Origin of the sequence: Nonomuraea sp. K271, assembly GCF_009908215.1 — a bacterium.
Lineage (GTDB): Bacteria > Actinomycetota > Actinomycetes > Streptosporangiales > Streptosporangiaceae > Nonomuraea > Nonomuraea longispora.
The window spans coordinates 24,980-39,837 of sequence record NZ_JAAAHR010000021.1 but is presented as its reverse complement, the minus strand read 5'-3'; the positions used below and the strand labels follow the sequence as shown (position 1 = coordinate 39,837).

Annotated in this window: 14 protein-coding genes; 6 read left to right on the top strand and 8 right to left on the bottom strand. The window is 70.5% G+C overall.

Going from position 1 to position 14,858, the window contains the following annotated elements; translation table 11 throughout:
- The first annotated feature begins 311 nt into the window (after nucleotides 1-311).
- A complete protein-coding gene (locus GUY59_RS50625) occupies nucleotides 312-1,181 on the top strand; it encodes a serine protein kinase RIO (RefSeq protein ID WP_138199916.1) in 870 nt (289 codons plus the stop codon).
- A 109-nt stretch (nucleotides 1,182-1,290) separates the two neighbouring features.
- Here the strand turns inward: GUY59_RS50625 and uvrB are convergent, their stop codons facing one another.
- Both uvrB and GUY59_RS10155 read right to left on the bottom strand, forming a co-directional pair.
- Nucleotides 1,291-3,399, bottom strand: a complete 2,109-nt coding sequence (gene uvrB / locus GUY59_RS10160) for an excinuclease ABC subunit UvrB (RefSeq protein ID WP_138199915.1) — start codon at nucleotides 3,397-3,399, stop codon at nucleotides 1,291-1,293.
- A 36-nt stretch (nucleotides 3,400-3,435) separates the two neighbouring features.
- Nucleotides 3,436-3,669 (bottom strand): helix-turn-helix transcriptional regulator, encoded by a 234-nt coding sequence (locus GUY59_RS10155; RefSeq protein ID WP_138199914.1) that lies wholly within the window; start codon nucleotides 3,667-3,669, stop codon nucleotides 3,436-3,438.
- A gap of 157 nt (nucleotides 3,670-3,826) precedes the next feature.
- Here GUY59_RS10155 and GUY59_RS10150 point away from each other — a divergent pair, with 157 nt between their 5' ends.
- The 3 genes from GUY59_RS10150 to GUY59_RS10140 are packed head-to-tail and all read left to right on the top strand — an operon-like array spanning nucleotide 3,827 to nucleotide 7,533.
- A complete protein-coding gene (locus GUY59_RS10150; protein WP_138199913.1) occupies nucleotides 3,827-5,461 on the top strand; it encodes an SPFH domain-containing protein in 1,635 nt (544 codons plus the stop codon).
- A gap of 46 nt (nucleotides 5,462-5,507) precedes the next feature.
- Nucleotides 5,508-6,749: an SPFH domain-containing protein gene (locus GUY59_RS10145; RefSeq protein WP_138199912.1), complete on the top strand. Its 1,242-nt coding sequence runs from the start codon at nucleotides 5,508-5,510 to the stop codon at nucleotides 6,747-6,749.
- Nucleotides 6,750-6,759: 10 nt separating this feature from the next.
- On the top strand, nucleotides 6,760-7,533 hold the full coding sequence (locus tag GUY59_RS10140; RefSeq protein ID WP_138199911.1) for a sporulation protein: 774 nt from the start codon (nucleotides 6,760-6,762) through the stop codon (nucleotides 7,531-7,533).
- Here GUY59_RS10140 and GUY59_RS10135 read toward each other — a convergent pair.
- The gene (locus GUY59_RS10135) at nucleotides 7,530-8,315 is read right to left on the bottom strand and encodes a class I SAM-dependent methyltransferase (RefSeq protein WP_138199910.1); all 786 of its coding nucleotides are present in this window, start codon (nucleotides 8,313-8,315) and stop codon (nucleotides 7,530-7,532) included. The two genes, GUY59_RS10140 and GUY59_RS10135, sit on opposite strands and share 4 nt — an antisense overlap.
- Before the next feature lie 175 nt (nucleotides 8,316-8,490).
- Between GUY59_RS10135 and GUY59_RS10130 the strand changes: the two genes are divergently transcribed.
- Nucleotides 8,491-8,733, top strand: a complete 243-nt coding sequence (locus tag GUY59_RS10130; RefSeq protein ID WP_138199909.1) for a hypothetical protein — start codon at nucleotides 8,491-8,493, stop codon at nucleotides 8,731-8,733.
- A gap of 4 nt (nucleotides 8,734-8,737) precedes the next feature.
- Here the strand turns inward: GUY59_RS10130 and GUY59_RS10125 are convergent, their stop codons facing one another.
- The gene (locus GUY59_RS10125) at nucleotides 8,738-9,310 is read right to left on the bottom strand and encodes a TetR/AcrR family transcriptional regulator (RefSeq protein WP_132332463.1); all 573 of its coding nucleotides are present in this window, start codon (nucleotides 9,308-9,310) and stop codon (nucleotides 8,738-8,740) included.
- A 95-nt stretch (nucleotides 9,311-9,405) separates the two neighbouring features.
- Here GUY59_RS10125 and GUY59_RS10120 point away from each other — a divergent pair, with 95 nt between their 5' ends.
- Nucleotides 9,406-10,230, top strand: a complete 825-nt coding sequence (locus GUY59_RS10120) for an SDR family NAD(P)-dependent oxidoreductase (RefSeq protein ID WP_138199908.1) — start codon at nucleotides 9,406-9,408, stop codon at nucleotides 10,228-10,230.
- Between the two features lie 3 nt (nucleotides 10,231-10,233).
- Here GUY59_RS10120 and GUY59_RS10115 read toward each other — a convergent pair whose 3' ends face one another.
- From GUY59_RS10115 to GUY59_RS10100, 4 genes are all read right to left on the bottom strand, one after another.
- On the bottom strand, nucleotides 10,234-11,625 hold the full coding sequence (locus GUY59_RS10115; RefSeq protein ID WP_138199907.1) for a family 43 glycosylhydrolase: 1,392 nt from the start codon (nucleotides 11,623-11,625) through the stop codon (nucleotides 10,234-10,236).
- Between the two features lie 122 nt (nucleotides 11,626-11,747).
- Nucleotides 11,748-12,350, bottom strand: coding sequence for a dephospho-CoA kinase (gene coaE / locus GUY59_RS10110; RefSeq protein WP_138199906.1), 603 nt, complete (start codon nucleotides 12,348-12,350; stop codon nucleotides 11,748-11,750).
- A 43-nt stretch (nucleotides 12,351-12,393) separates the two neighbouring features.
- On the bottom strand, nucleotides 12,394-12,861 hold the full coding sequence (locus GUY59_RS10105; RefSeq protein ID WP_132332478.1) for a GNAT family N-acetyltransferase: 468 nt from the start codon (nucleotides 12,859-12,861) through the stop codon (nucleotides 12,394-12,396).
- A gap of 13 nt (nucleotides 12,862-12,874) precedes the next feature.
- The gene (locus tag GUY59_RS10100; protein ID WP_138199905.1) at nucleotides 12,875-14,524 is read right to left on the bottom strand and encodes an alpha/beta hydrolase; all 1,650 of its coding nucleotides are present in this window, start codon (nucleotides 14,522-14,524) and stop codon (nucleotides 12,875-12,877) included.
- Nucleotides 14,525-14,858: the final 334 nt, after the last annotated feature.

Here is a 14,858-nt window from a genome sequence, read left to right as displayed (position 1 = left end):
GAGCTTCGCTGAGGAGGCATTCCGATGACCACGGCCCTCCCGGAGTGGTTCTACCGCTGCCGCACGGCGATATCCACCCCGTTCTGGCCAGGGGCCATCCCTGCCCGCACCGCGAGCCGCGTTTATTCGGTTGCGGCGCGCGGGACGCATCGGCATAGTCGAGGGCGAGTTGATCGCAGCGACACGGAGGGAGGGTGAAACCGTGATGACGATTGTCCGCGTGCCGTTTTCCGCGTCCTCACACCTTCCCACCGGGCGATCGCTGACCTGACCGACGAGCCGGTGGGCCTCACTTCTGGAGCAATCCCACCGTGCCGAAGCATTCGCAACACCGCCGCCGCGGCAAGCACGCCCTCGACGCCGACGACATCGCCTGGCTGGAGAGCACGCCCGAGACCGACGACGGCCCTCCCGAAGGTGATCGCTGGTCCACCTGGGACCAGAGCACGCCCACCGAGAAGGGCCCCCGGCCCTACCCTGACTGGCTGGTCACGGAGCTGGCCGCCGTCGACACCGAGTACGGCGTGCTCAAGACCGGCAAGGAAGCCGATGTCCACCTCATCTCCCGCGGGGTGCCCGGCACCGACCGGGAGTGCCTGCTGGCCGCCAAGCGCTACCGGTCGTCCGACCACCGCCTGTTCCACCGCGACGCCGGCTATCTGGAGGGCCGCAGCACCCGCGAGAGCCGGATGAACCGTGCCATGGCCAACCGCACGGCCTTCGGCAAGCAGGTGATCGCCGGTCAGTGGGCGGTGGCCGAGTTCGCGGCGCTGTGCCGGCTGTGGGAGCTCGGGGTGCCGGTGCCGTACCCGGTGCAGATCGTCGGGACGGAGATCCTCCAGGAGTTCATCGGCACGCGGGACGGCTTCGCGGCGCCGCGGCTCGCCCAGGTGAGCGATGATCTGGACGACCTGTGGGAGCAACTGGTCACGGCCATGCTCACCCTGGCCCGGGAAGGGCTGGCCCACGGGGACCTGTCGCCGTACAACCTCCTGGTGCACGACGGCAGGCTGGTCATCATCGACCTTCCGCAGATCGTGGACGTGATCGCGCATCCGGCGGGTCCGTCGTTCCTCGACCGCGACGCGCGCAACGTCGCCACCTGGTTCGCCGCCAAGGGCGTCACAGCCGCCTCCCCCGACGGACTCGCCACCCTCCTGCGGCGGGAAGCCGGCATGTGACCGCCTCCACCCGTGCGACGCCGCAGCCCGCCCCGGTGACGCGGTCCCCTGCGCCCAGTGCCTCCCCCGAGGCGGGCGCGGGGGGTGGGTGGTTATTCGGCGCGGGTGGTTATTCGACGCCGGCCTCGCGCATGTCGCGCAGTTCGCGCTTCAGCTCCTTGATCTCGTCGCGCAACCGGGCGGCCACCTCGAACTGCAGGTCGGCCGCCGACTGGTGCATCTGCTCGGTCAGTGAGTCGATCAGGGACTCCATCTGGGCCCTCGGCATGTCGCCGGCGATGGCCTTGGCGTGCTGGCCGGCCTGCCGGGCGGCGAAGCCGGGCACCGGTGCCTTGCCGCGCGACTGCTGACGGCCCCCGCCGAGCAGCCGGTCGGTGTCGGCATCCTCGCGCTGCAGCGAGTCGAGGATGTCGGCGATCTTCTTGCGCAGGGGCTGCGGGTCGATGCCGTTGGCTTCGTTGTAGGCGATCTGCTTGGCCCTGCGCCGGTTGGTCTCGTCGATCGCCCGCTCCATCGACGGGGTGACCTTGTCCGCGTACATGTGGACCTGGCCGGAGACGTTACGGGCGGCGCGGCCGATGGTCTGGATCAAGGACGTCTCCGAGCGGAGGAAGCCCTCCTTGTCGGCGTCGAGGATCGACACCAGCGAGACCTCGGGCAGGTCGAGACCCTCGCGTAGGAGGTTGATGCCGACGAGCACGTCGAACTCGCCGGTGCGCAGCTCGCGCAGCAGCTCGATGCGGCGCAGCGTGTCGACCTCGCTGTGGAGGTAGCGGACCCGGATGCCGAGCTCCAGGAGGTAGTCGGTCAGGTCTTCCGACATCTTCTTGGTCAGCGTGGTGACCAGGACGCGTTCGTCGCGCTCGGCCCGCTCGCGGATCTCGTGGACCAGGTCGTCGATCTGGCCCTTGGTGGGCTTGACGACGATCTCGGGGTCGACCAGGCCGGTCGGGCGGATGACCTGCTCGACGACCTCGCCCTTGACCCGGCCCAGCTCGTAGGGCCCGGGAGTGGCCGACAGGTAGACCGTCTGCCCGATGCGCTCCAGGAACTCCTCCCACTTCAGCGGCCGGTTGTCGAGCGCCGACGGCAGCCGGAACCCGTGCTCGACCAGCGTGCGCTTGCGCGAGGCGTCGCCTTCGTACATGGCGCCGATCTGCGGCACGGTCTGGTGGGACTCGTCAAGCACCAGGACGAAATCCTCGGGGAAGTAGTCGAGCAGCGTGTTGGGAGCGCTGCCGGCCTCGCGGCCGTCCATGTGGCGCGAGTAGTTCTCGATGCCGGAGCAGGTGCCGATCTGGCGCATCATCTCGATGTCGTACGTCGTGCGCATGCGCAGCCGCTGCGCCTCCAGCAGCTTGCCCTGCCGCTCCAGCTCCGACAGGCGTTCGGCCAGCTCCGCCTCGATGCCCGCCACGGCGGCCGCCATGCGCTGCTCACCCGCGACGTAGTGGGAGGCCGGGAAGATGTAGAGCTCTTCGTCCTCGGTGATGACCTCGCCGGTCAGCGGGTGCATGGTGCAGAGCTTCTCGATCTCGTCGCCGAACATCTCGATGCGCACGGCCAGCTCTTCGTATTTCGGGATGATCTCGATCGTGTCGCCGCGCACCCGGAACGTGCCCCGCGTGAAGGCGAGGTCGTTGCGGGTGTACTGCATGTCGACCAGGCGGCGCAGCAGTTGGTCGCGGTCGACGTCCATCCCGACGCGGAGCCTGGCCATGCGGTCGACGTATTCCTGCGGCGTGCCCAGGCCGTAGATGCACGACACGGAGGCGACCACGATGGTGTCGCGCCGGGTGAGCAGCGAGTTGGTCGCCGAGTGGCGCAGGCGCTCGACCTCGTCGTTGATCGAGGAGTCCTTCTCGATGTAGGTGTCGCTCTGCGGGACGTAGGCCTCAGGCTGGTAGTAGTCGTAGTAGGAGACGAAGTATTCGACCGCGTTGTTGGGCAGCATCTCACGCAGCTCGTTGGCGAACTGCGCGGCCAGGGTCTTGTTGGGCTGCATCACGAGAGCGGGCCGCTGCAGGCGCTCGATCAGCCAGGCGATCGTGGCCGTCTTGCCGGTGCCGGTGGCGCCCAGCAGCACGCTGTCCTTCTCTCCGGCCTTGACGCGGTGCTCCAGCTCGGCGATGGCCGTCGGCTGGTCGCCGGAGGGAGTCATCTCGGTGACGACCTCGAAGGGCGCCACCTTCCGCTGCAAATCTGTGACCGGTCGCATAGTGCCCACTGTAGGCGGCCGGACTGACAGAAAGCGTCATGCGGACCGCTCGCCGATCCTCGGGAACGGGCTGGTGGAGAAGACCACTTCGACGGGCACCTCGAAATACGCGGCGATGCGCAGCGCGAGGTGGAGGCTGGGGCTGTACTCGCCGCGTTCGAGATATCCGACGGTCTGGTAGTGGACGCCCAGGGCGTCGGCGAGCTGCCTGCGGGTCACGTCCCGCTCCGCACGCAGCAACGCGATGCGGTTGTGGACGGTCTCGCTCATCGACTCCCTTGCCTGCGGCACCGGCGTAGTAGTACGTGCCGTACATGAGCAGCACACCTGCTACGAACAGCAATACATATGTGATGCCGCACTGCAAGCGATCAGCAAGTCATACCCGATACGGTCGAAATCGCCTGTAGCGGAAAAGGAAGGTTCAATGTCACGTCCCAGAGAGGCACTACGCCAAGCAGGTCAGGGCATAGCCCAAGCGGTGGCGCAAGGGGGTGACGTACGCCAGGCAGTGGGTCAGGCCGCGGAGCAGTTCGCCGGCCAGGTGGGGCCTCAGGGCCGGCTCCAAGAAGGCCAGGCACAGAGTTTCGCGCTGAACCCGCACGACTTCGCGGCCGCCCGTGACGGCGGCGCGTCGATCGGCACGCTCATCGAGGCCAGGACGGCGTCGCTGAACGAGGCCGGCGAGATCGTCAACCGCAGCTTCGCCGACAACGGCATGCACGTCATCTCGCCCGTGGTGATCCCCAAGGGCAGCACCGCGAAGGTGATCGTGCCCCTAGGCATCCTCGTGGTGCTGGGCCTGATCGGCGCGCTGGGCAACGTCATCCCGAACACCGACCTGATCTTCGGACCGCACTACTGGTTCGTACTGGTCCTGGCCGCGGTTTTCCTGTGGTGGCGGCGCAGCGTGGTGATGGTGCCGGAGGGCTGCAAGGCGCTGATCACCAAGTTCGGCAAGCTGGTGCACATCGCGGACCCCGGCCGGGTGACGCTGTTCAACCCGTGGAAGCGGGTCAGCTACATCGTCAACACCACGCGCGAATACCCGTTCAACGCGCCGATCAGCGAAGCGCCGACCCAGCAGGGCGTCAAGGCGAGCGTCGACCTGTTCCTGCAGTTCAGGATCGAGAACCCGGCCGAGTTCATCTTCGTGCTGGGCTCGGTCAGCGGCTTCCAGTCCAAGCTGCAGAACGCCATCAGCGAGGTCACCCGCTCCCTCATCTACGCCCAGCGGGCCGAGGAGATCTACGACCTGGTGGGCGAGAGCACCGTGGGCATGCTGGAGAGTCTCAACCAGCAGTTCCTGCCCGCCGTACGCCTCACCGACGTGAACATCACGCACGCCGAGCCCTCCAGCCAGGAATACCGCATGGACCTGGCAGCCCCGGAGATGGTCCGCGTCGCCAAGGAGGCCTACACCTACGAGTACGAGCTCAACCTGCGCAAGGAGCAGAACGAAGGTGACCTGGTCAAGGAGCTGGCGACGCTGCAGGAGACGCTGAGCGCCATCCAGGCCGAGATCGCCGGCTACCAGGCCCGCATGGACACGGCGCTCGAACGCGCCACCCACCAGGCCACGGCGCAGGCCAGGCAGCGGCTGGTCGAGGCCGAGTCCACGGCCAACGCCAACGCCGCGCTTTTGGAGGCGCAGGCGCTGGACATCAGGGCGCTGTCGGCCGCGGAGGCGCCCGAGATTCTCGACTACCGCTTCCAGCAGGACCTGCTGACCAAGCTGGAGTCCGTCTCGGCCCGGCTGCCGCAGGTGGTGCAGGTGGGCGAGCACACCGACATCGACTTCCTGGCCCTGGCGCAGCAGCTCGTGGGCGGGAAGGGCGCGGTGCTGTTCTCCCCCGAGGACATGGCCGCCATCCGCTCCAGGCTCGACGAGATCGGCGCGCGCGTCGCGGGCCGGGAGGACGAGATCGTCGCCCTGCTCAAGAAGGCCGCCGCCGACGTGGGCGAGTCCGTGGAGCCGCCGAAGCCCGACCCGGAGCTCGAACGCACCGTCGAACGCCTCCTTCCGGGCGGCGGCCGGGCCCAGGGAAGTGAGCTCCTGTGAGGAGAGAGCCGAACCGACGTGTCGATGAGGAGCGGGTGAGCGACCGATGAGCAGGGAATTCTCGAAGATCAAGGAGTCACTCGCCTCCTGGGGCGAGATCCGCCAGCTGCTGCGCGGCGGCGAGCAGGGCCAGCTCGTCCCCGTCGTGATCCCCAAGGACCGCCGCGGCTTCGCCTGGATGGCGCTGGTGTTCCTGGCGCTCTACTGCGCCGGCATGGCCGCGCTGACCGACCTCACGATCATCGCCGCGCTCGCGGCGCTGGTCTTCCTGGGCCTGGCGCTGCTCACGATGTGGCGCAAGGCGATCATCGAGATCGAGGAGGGCACCACCGGCGTACGCAGCCGCTGGGGCGCCATCACCAGCACGCTGCCCCCCGGCCGCCACTACCTCTGGCTGCCGTGGGACCGGGTGGACGCGGTCGTCGACACCTCGACCGAGATCCCCTACTCGGCGCCGATCGTGGCCTGCCCCACGGCCGAGAACGTGCCGCTGAAGTCGATCGAGTTCTTCCTGAAGTTCCGCATCGTGGACCCGGTCGCGTTCGTCCGGACGATCGGCGCGGGCAACTTCGACCTGGTGCTCTCCAGCGCGGTGCAGGACGCGATCAGGCAGCGCAGCCGCAGGGTCCACACCGAGCGCGCGTACGACCTGCGCGGCTCCGACGTCGGCGACATGCAGGACGCGCTCAACCGCCAGCTCGGCAGGTACGGCGTGCGCATCACAGGCGCCAACATCCCCGACGTCCAACTGCCCGACCAGTACCAGCAGCACCTGTCCACCCGGGAGAAGGTGGCCAAGGAGATGTCGGCGTACGAGCGCGAGTGGGAGCTGACCCGCAAGCGCCGCATCGACACGCTGCTCATGGAGATCGAGCGTTCCAAGAAGACCCGTGACGCCCGCGTGGTCGAGGTCAAGGCCGCCCACAACACCGCGCGCAAGGACGTGGCACGCATGCTGGAGGAGCAGGAGACCGAGGCGCAGCGGGTGACGTGGGAGATCGAGGCGCGCGGCAGGGCCGAGCTCACCGCCGCCGAGAACGAGGCCAAGGCGCTGCGCCGGCTGGCCGAGTCGTACCGGGACAACCGGGCGGTGCTGCAGTACGAGCTGGCTCGCAAGCGCCTCGACGTGGGCGCGAAACTGGCGGAGAACGCGCCCCAGCCGCTGGTCGTACGCACCCAGCAGGGGCAGTCGGACTCCGCGCTCTCCACCCTCCTCCTGGCCCAGTTGCTCCCCCGCATCTCGGGCACGGGTTCCGGCCACGTGAACGGCCACACATCTTCCTCATAGGAGAACCCCCATGGTGTTCCGCAAGTTGATGGCCGCGTTCGGCGCGGGCGTCGAGGTTGACACGGTGCTGACCAACACGGGAGTACGCCCCGGCGAGCTGCTGCGCGGAGTCGTGCACTTCCGCGGCGGCAAGGCGGCCTACAAGGTCGAGGGCATCCACATCGACCTGACGGCCGTCGTGGAGGTCGAGTCGGGCGACAGTGAGTACAAGTCGACCTACAGCTTCCTGCGCCAGCAGGTGTCGGGCCCGTTCCAGCTCGAAGCGGGCGCGCAGCACCAGCACCCGTTCGAGGTGACCATCCCGTGGGAGACGCCGATCAGCGCCATCGCGGGGCAGCCGCTGCGCGGGATGAGGCTCGGCGTGCAGACGGAGCTGGCGCTGGCGGGCGCGCTCGACAAGGGCGACCTCGACCCGCTGTTCGTCAGCCCGCTGCCCGCCCAGGAGCACCTGATCGCCGCGCTCGACCGGATGGGTTTCCGGTTCAAGAAGGCCGACCTGGAGCGCGGCACGCTGTACGGCTCGACGATGCCGTTCTTCCAGGAGATCGAGTACTACGCCGGCGGCAAGTGGCGGCGTTACTTCAACGAGCTGGAAATGACGTTCATCGCCGGGCCCGGCCGGATGGACGTCATCCTGGAGGCCGACAAGCGCGGCGGCTTCCTGACCTCCGGCCATGACGCCTACAACCGGTTCACCGTCCGGTACGACGACTCGCCCGGCGCGGCGGAGCAGGCCCTGGAGCGCGGGCTGGAGAAGATGGCCCGCCACCGCGGGTGGTTCTAGACCCGCGTCACGGCCAGCAGGTGACCGCTGGCCCCGAGCAGCGACGGCTCGCACTCGACCCTGCGGGCGGCGTCGAGCAGCAGCTCACGCCGCCCGTCGTCGTCCAGCCAGGCGTTCACGTCACCGTAGAGCCAGAACACGCCTTCCAGGCCGTAGCGGCGCGGCTCGGGCAGCCCGGCGTCGGCGAACTCGCCGGGGATCTCCTCCGGGGTGTGCAGGTAGCCGCGGAATCCCGTCTCGACGGGTGAGATGATCGTCCCGGTGTCGACGGAGCGGTAGTCGGCGGCCCGCGCGGACTCCTGCGTGAACGTCCCGTGGTAGACGCTGTCGTGCAGGGCCGCGTACCTGCTGATGAAGGCGGCGGCGACCGTGCCGCCCGGCCGGGTGGCACGCCGTGCCTCGGCCAGCGCCCTGACACGGTCGGCGCGTTCCGCCAGGTGGTAGAGCGGCCACAGCAGCAGCACCGCGTCGGCCTGGCCGCCGGGGACCGGCAGGTCGCGGGCGTCGCCGAGCCGCGCGCTCACCCCCGGCAGCGCCGCCGCCTCCTTGACGTGCAGAGGCACCGGGTCGATCACCTCGACGGCGTACCCGTCGGCCGCCAGCCATTCGGCGTGCACGCCGGCGCCCGCCCCCACGCCGAGCACGCGCGCGGGCGCCGGGGGCAGGGTGCGGCGCAGCACGTCGCGCGTGCGGTGGAGCTCCAGCCGGCCGCGCCCCTCGCGCAGCCGGGTCAGCTCTCCGCCGCGCTCGTGGTAGGCGCGGACGTCCGGATCCATGATCATGCCGCCCGATCCCACGTGCGGCCGCTGTCCGGGCTCGACGCATTTTCCGCCCGCCACGGCCGGGTGTCCGAGGAAAAATCCACACCCGTTGTGTGTCGTATGTCGATGAGTTCCGCCGCCGTTCGATGTCTATTTAGAGGGTGCCGGCGAACGGCACGTGTGAGAGGAGCCCGACATGTTCACCACGACCGAGCTGGCCCAGGTGCTCTTCGCGACCTCCCTGCAGCCGTCGGACCGGCTGTCCCCCGTCCAGATCCGCGAGGCCGTGGACGAGCGGCTGTGCGCGTGCGGCGGCGACCTTGCCCGGTGCGCGGCGTACGTGGCGCAGGAGGCCGGCGACCATCCCGAGACCTACGTGAGGCGGATGCGCTGGGCGCTGGACGCGGTCGCAGGCGCCTACATGCTGGCAGCCGCCTGACCCGTCACGCGTCGGTGGTGCCCGACATGGGACGGCCCAGCAGGCCCGCGGCCACGGCCGCCACGTGCGGGGCGAGGTCGTCGAGGTCGGCCTTGGCCAGCGCAGGGGTGGCCACGACCGAGCGCAGGATGCCGATGCCGACCAGCCAGGCGCTGAGCAGTTCCGCCCGCAGCTCGGCGTCGTCGCCCTCGGCCAGGTTCTCCAGCGCGCTGACGTAGGTGGTGCAGACCTCCTCCCGGATGCGCTGCCTGGTGTCCTCGTGGGCCGAGGACCGCAGCATGGCGACCAGCGGGTGCTCGCCACCGTAGCGGGTCCAGTCGGCGAAGATCACCGAACGCACCATGCGGGCGACCAGCTCCTCCTCCGGACCGTCGAGCAGGTCGGCGGGAATGTCGGCGGTGGCCTCGTCGAAGAGCCGCTTCTTGTTTCCGAAGTAGCGGAAGATCAGGCCGGCGTCGACGCCGGCGTCCCCGGCGATGTCGCGCACGCTCGTGGCGTCGTAGCCCTCGCGGGCGAAGCGCAGCCTGGCGGCCTCCAGCAGGCGCGCTTTGGTGGCCTCCCGGTCTCTCTTCCGCACGCGGGACTCCCCTCGTAGTCATCGACCGTTGACATTGTACGGCCATGGTGTGTTACGTTCCCTCAAGTCAGCGTTCGATGACTTGAGGGAGAAATATGCGGACATATGTTGTGTCGGGTGGCACAGCCGGTATGGGAAGAGGGTTGGCCCGCCACTTCCTGCGCCGCGGCGACCAGGTGACGATCATCGGCAGCGACCCCGCGAAGGGGCGGCGGTTCCTCGACCAGGCGGCCCGCGCCGGCGCCGGCGACCGGACCGCGTTCGTCCAGGCCGACCTGACCTCGGTCGCGGAGAACGTACGAGTGATCAAGGAGATCACGGCGCGGCACGAGTCACTGGACGGGCTCGTCCTCACCGCGATGCGGCACTTTCCCCGGCGGGTCGAGACCCCCGACGGCTTCGAGGCCACCTTCGCGCTCTACTACGTCAGCCGCATGGTGCTCGGCTACGGCCTGACCGGGCTGCTGGAGAAGGGCGAGAACCCGATGATCGTCAGCGTGTGCGGCGTCGGCGCCACCAAGGGCCGCATCCACTGGGACGACCTGTCGCTCAGGAACGGCTTCGGCCACATCAAGGCCGTGCTCCAGGCGGGCCGCGCCACCGACCTCCTCGGCGTCGCCTACTCCGCCGGCCATCCGGACGGGCGTACGCGTTTCCTCCTGCACCACCCGGGCTTCACCGACAGCGGCGCCGACAGTCTCGGCGGGCCGGCCAAGGCCGTGGTCAAGGTGCTGGCCAGGTTCTTCGCCCAGCCGATCGAGAAGAGCATCCAGCCGATCATCGAGCTCATGGACGACGCGCCGGGCCGCGGCCTGCTCGCCTACGACCGGCGCACCCCGATCGACCCGTCGTTGCCGACCCTCGATCCGGGTGACGCGCGCCGGCTGTACGAGCGGACCGCCCACGTGCTGCGGCCGTGAGGCTCAGTACACCTCGATCCGGTCCATGCTGATCACGGTGCTCCCCGAGGCGGGGTTCTTCTCGCCGGTGACACGGACCCGCAGCGTGTGCCGGCCGGGCGGCAGGACCGGGCTCAGGTAGTTGAGCTGCTCGCCGACCCGGATGGCGCTGTAGTAGTCGACGCGCTGCTCGGGGCCGCCGTCGATGGAGATCGCCGCGATGCCGTTGCCGCGGTCGCGCACGCTCAGCAGGGCCGCACGGGTGCCGGTGAACGTGACGGTGGCGCTCGCGCCGGCCTCGCCGCTCCAGTGGTCGTTGCTCCAGAAGCACTGGTTGCCGCAGCCGGAGCCCGACTGCCACGCGCCGGAGTAGGACACCTCCGGGTCGGTGTCGTTGATCACCGAGGTGGCCGCGCCGGGATCACCGGAAGGAAGGTCCTGCGTGGCGCCGGCGGCCAGCGGGCGGCCGAAGTCCGGCGTGCCGTCGGCTTTCCAGGTGAACTTCTGGACGCGGGTGGTGCGGAAGTCGTAGGTGTAGGTGCTGGTGTTCTTGCCGTGGTAGGCGATCCAGTCCTCGGTGCCGTCGGGCGATCGGAAGAACGAATGGTGACCCGGCCCCCACACGCCGGTGGCGTCGTTGCGCGAGAACACCGGCCCCGGATGCTGACGCCAGTTGGCGGCCACCATCGGGTCGGCGCCGTCCGCGACGCTCTTCATCCACAGCTGGTAGTCGGGCTTGCCCGTGTCGCAGGTGGAGTAGGTCAGGAACGTCCTGCCGTTGCGGTAGAGCGGGGTCGGCCCCTCCCGCACCTCGGTGCAGCCGCCGTCGGCAGGGATGGCGACCCTGCCACCCGTGACCGTCCACGGGTTGCTCATGCGGGCGATGTAGAGCTGCGCCGGGCCGCCCATGCCGCGGCCCGGACCGGCCCAGACGAAGTACTGCTGCCCGTTGTGGGTGATCGGCTCGCCGTCGATCGCGTACTCGCCGAAGTCGGCGATCTTGGCCTTGAAGGTGTACGGGCCCATCGGGTCGTCGCCTGCGGACTCCAGCACGTACATGCGGTGGTTGGCGTCGACCCCGTCGGAGGCGGTGTAGTAGACGTACCAGCGGGACCCGACATGGCGGAAGGCGGGCGCCCACATCTGGGTGTTGCGGCTGGGGTCGCTGTCGCGCCACACCACCTGCTCGGGCGCCGACAGCAGGGTGGCCAGGCTGGGCGACTTCCAGATGCCGATCCGGTCGCCGCGCGTGGTGGCCACGTAGTAGTCGCCGTCGTGGTACATCAGGCTGGGGTCGGCGCTTGGGTTGACGGGGTTGCGGAACGACTGCGTCGCCGCGCTCCCGGCGGCGGTGCCGGGGAAGATGCCCATGAGGACGATGAGGGTTGCGGCTAAGACGGCGGACAAGCGCGGCATCGGGGTCCTTCCACGAAACCTGTCGAGGGATCTTTCCGATGGTCATGGATCGTGGTCAGCCCGTCAACGCCCTGGAACGACCCTCGCCCGGGCGCGGCTCCCGCGGGGCGGCCCGCCCGTGCTCAGTCGAGTGCGGCGCGTCTCGTCAGCTCGTCCCAGACCTCCGCCACGCGGGCGTCCAGCTCGTCCAGGGAGCCTTCGTTCGGCACGACGATGTCAGCCGCCGCCAGCCGCTCCTCCCGGCTCGCCTGGGCGGCGATGCGGGCTCTGGCGTCGGCCTCGGGCATGCCCCGGTGCTCGGCGAGCCGCCTGACCCGCACCTCGTCGGCCGCGTCGACGACGATGACGACGTCGTACATCGAAGCCAGGTTGTTCTCCACCAGCAGGGGCACGTCGTAGACCACGATCGCCTCGTCGGGCGCCTGCCTGCGCAGCTCCTCCACCCGCTCCCCCACCAGCGGATGGACGATCGCGTTGAGCTCGGCCAGCCGCTCGGCGTCGTCGAACACGACGGACCCGAGCCGCTGCCTGTCGAGCGAGCCGTCCGGGTGGAGCACCTCGTCGCCGAACGTGGCCACCACCTTGGCCAGGCCCGGGGTGCCCGGCTCGACCACCTCACGCGCGATCTTGTCGGCGTCGATCACCATGGCGCCCCTGACGGCGAGCCGCCTGGAGACCTCGCTCTTGCCCGAACCGATCCCGCCGGTGAGCCCTGTCGTCAACACGCACCCGAGCCTATCGGCCGCTGCGCGGGCACGGAGCCGGTGGTCACGGCGGGGGCGAGGGATCCGCGGGCCTGCGCAGGTGCACCAGGGTCAGGTGATCGTCCATCCGCTCGCGGTGCGTCTCCCGGTAGCCGAGGCGGCGGTAGAGCCGTACGTTGCCCTCCGACAGATGGCCCGTGAACAGGTCGAACGCGGACGCCTGCGGCACAGCCTCGTGCAGGGCGCGCAGCAGAGCCGTGCCCAGCCCCTGCCCCTGGCGGTCCGGCGCGACCACGAGCCGGCCGACCACGCACGTCGTGCCTGACAGCTGCCCGCGCACCGCGCCGACGATCCTGCCCGCGTCGAGGGCCTTCAGCACGACGGCGCCCTCGATGGCCTTGCGCATCTGCTCCAGCGACTCGACGAGCGGCATGATGTACGGGTCGCCGTAGAGCTGGGCCTCGCTCACGTAGGCCGCCCGCTGCACGGTGAGGATCTCGCCCGCGTCCGCGGCCACCGCCCGTTCGATCAGCACGCGCAGCACCTTACCCCCCGGCCGCGCCCCGCGGGCTCATGCCTTCCACCAGCGCTTCCCCGCACGAGGCGCCGCGGGCGGGCAGATCGCCCTTGACCAGGTAGTCGTGCACGCGGGTGCGCAGGCAGGTTGCGCGGAGTTTGCCCACGCCCTGCAGCAGGTAGGCGTCGTGCCCGTCGCCGTGCCGCAACACGACCGAGCCGGGGATGCGCCCGGCCGCCCGGGCCGCTGCGGACGCGGGCGTCTCGACGTCCAGCCGCCCGATCCCCACCAGCACGGGCTTGCCCGCGTACGGCCTGGAGTGCCTGGGTTCCCGGCTCGGCCCCGCCCCCGTCAGGCCCAGGCACCGGCCGGCCTCGTGCCTCCCGCTCAGCCACCCCACCCGGGGCGCGATCGCGCGCAACCGCTCCTCCATGGCGAGGTAGTGCCGGTATGAGGGCGCGTCCTGACACATCATCATCCGTGACACCGATCCCGCCTCGCCCTGGATGACGCCTGCCGACGGCTGCCCATGCCCGTCGTCCGCCGGCGCAGGGGATGCCAGGGACGCCAGAGGGCCGGCGTCGCCGGACGAGGCCGCCGACAGGGCTGCGGCGAGCTCGGGCCAGCGTTCCAGGGTGAGGCCGGCGTACACGGCCGCGGCAAGCCGGCGGGCGTTCACCGGGCTGCGCTGCCCGGCAGGCAAGGGCACCCGCCGGGCCAGGTCGTCGAAGACCGCCACGGCGTCGTCCCGGCCCAGCGGGCAGCCCAGGCGGGTACGGCACCAGTCGCGGAAGGTGTGGAGCTGGCGCTCCACCGCGCGGGCCCTGGCGATCACCCGCCGCTCCGGCACCGGTTCGGTGAGATCGGGCACGCCCTCCAGGTACATCCGCCCCACGCGGGCCGGGAACGACTCCGCGTACGCCTGCCCGTGGACCGCCCCGTAGAAGTTGCCGAAGTACCGCAGCCGCTCCTCGCCGAGAGCGGCGCGCAGGGCGTCGAGGTCGTGGGCGACCTGCCACGGCGTGAGCCGGACGGCGCCCGCGGCGGCGCGGCAGCTCCTGCCGTAGGCGGCGTTGTCGCGGGCGTAGGCGCGCCAGTCGGCCGGGCGCCGGGCCAGTTGCAGCCGCAGCACGTCGGGGGGCGGCACGGCGCATCGTACGGCCGCCGCGCTGTCCCGGTCGCCGGACCCGCGCGAGTCCATGATCACGACGTCGAACCACCGCGTGAGCTCGCTCACCGTGTCGGGCCTGGCTCGCACGTCCTGCACGGAGGACGTCGCGCCGGTGTTCACCACGAGGTGGCCGAGGCGGCGCCGCGGGTCCCGCGCGGGCATCCTGGCGACGTCGATCTCGGTACGGGCTCCGCGCGGCCTGGCCCAGTCGGCGGGCACGGACAGCTTGGCGCACTGCAACCCGTCCCCGCAGCCCCACCAGGCCAGTTCGCGCCGCCTTCCCTTCTCCTGCCGGGCCGCACCGCCGCCGCCCGCACCCGCCACGACGCCGGCACCGGTCACCACCGGCACAACGCCCGCACCCGCCGCGACGCCCGCACCCGTCATCACCGGCGCGACGCCCACGCCCGCCGCGGCCGGGGCGCCGCCCTGTGTGCCGTCCGTGCCGGCGACTGCCGGCACGGCTCCTGGCACGACCGCCAGCGCGACCGCCGGCACGACCGTCATCCGCAACCTTCGCTGACCCTTGCCCACCGTGCCGCTCCTGCAGAATTGTGCCGACAGCGCAGGTCAGCAGTCTGTCAGCGCTCCGCGGGCAGGTGGACGGCTTCGCCGAAGGCCGTCAGAGGTTTTCCCGGCCGACGTCGCGGATCGTCCGGAAAGCGGCGCGTATGCCCGTCACCAGGCGAGCCCGGCGCCGCCATGGCCACCATCTGGCTGAGGCTGTCCGCCTCTCCCAGGAGACGATGTCGTTGCCGCGCTCGGCGATGCGCCGCTTCGCCGCCGGCGCGCCGTGGGTCACCCCGGCCGCCACAACGCGCTGGCCGGCACCCTCGCGTAG

Bases quoted from the DNA above. Each gene is read 5' to 3' on its own strand.
- GUY59_RS10130 (WP_138199909.1), top strand. From the start codon at position 8,491: ATGTTCACCACGACCGAGCTGGCCCAGGTGCTCTTCGCGACCTCCCTG.
- GUY59_RS10100 (WP_138199905.1), bottom strand. From the start codon at position 14,524: ATGACGGTCGTGCCGGCGGTCGCGCTGGCGGTCGTGCCAGGAGCCGTG.
- GUY59_RS10140 (WP_138199911.1), top strand. From the start codon at position 6,760: ATGGTGTTCCGCAAGTTGATGGCCGCGTTCGGCGCGGGCGTCGAGGTT.
- GUY59_RS10115 (WP_138199907.1), bottom strand. From the start codon at position 11,625: ATGCCGCGCTTGTCCGCCGTCTTAGCCGCAACCCTCATCGTCCTCATG.
- uvrB (WP_138199915.1), bottom strand. From the start codon at position 3,399: ATGCGACCGGTCACAGATTTGCAGCGGAAGGTGGCGCCCTTCGAGGTC.
- GUY59_RS10120 (WP_138199908.1), top strand. From the start codon at position 9,406: ATGCGGACATATGTTGTGTCGGGTGGCACAGCCGGTATGGGAAGAGGG.
- GUY59_RS10155 (WP_138199914.1), bottom strand. From the start codon at position 3,669: ATGAGCGAGACCGTCCACAACCGCATCGCGTTGCTGCGTGCGGAGCGG.
- GUY59_RS10150 (WP_138199913.1), top strand. From the start codon at position 3,827: ATGTCACGTCCCAGAGAGGCACTACGCCAAGCAGGTCAGGGCATAGCC.
- GUY59_RS10145 (WP_138199912.1), top strand. From the start codon at position 5,508: ATGAGCAGGGAATTCTCGAAGATCAAGGAGTCACTCGCCTCCTGGGGC.
- GUY59_RS10135 (WP_138199910.1), bottom strand. From the start codon at position 8,315: ATGATCATGGATCCGGACGTCCGCGCCTACCACGAGCGCGGCGGAGAG.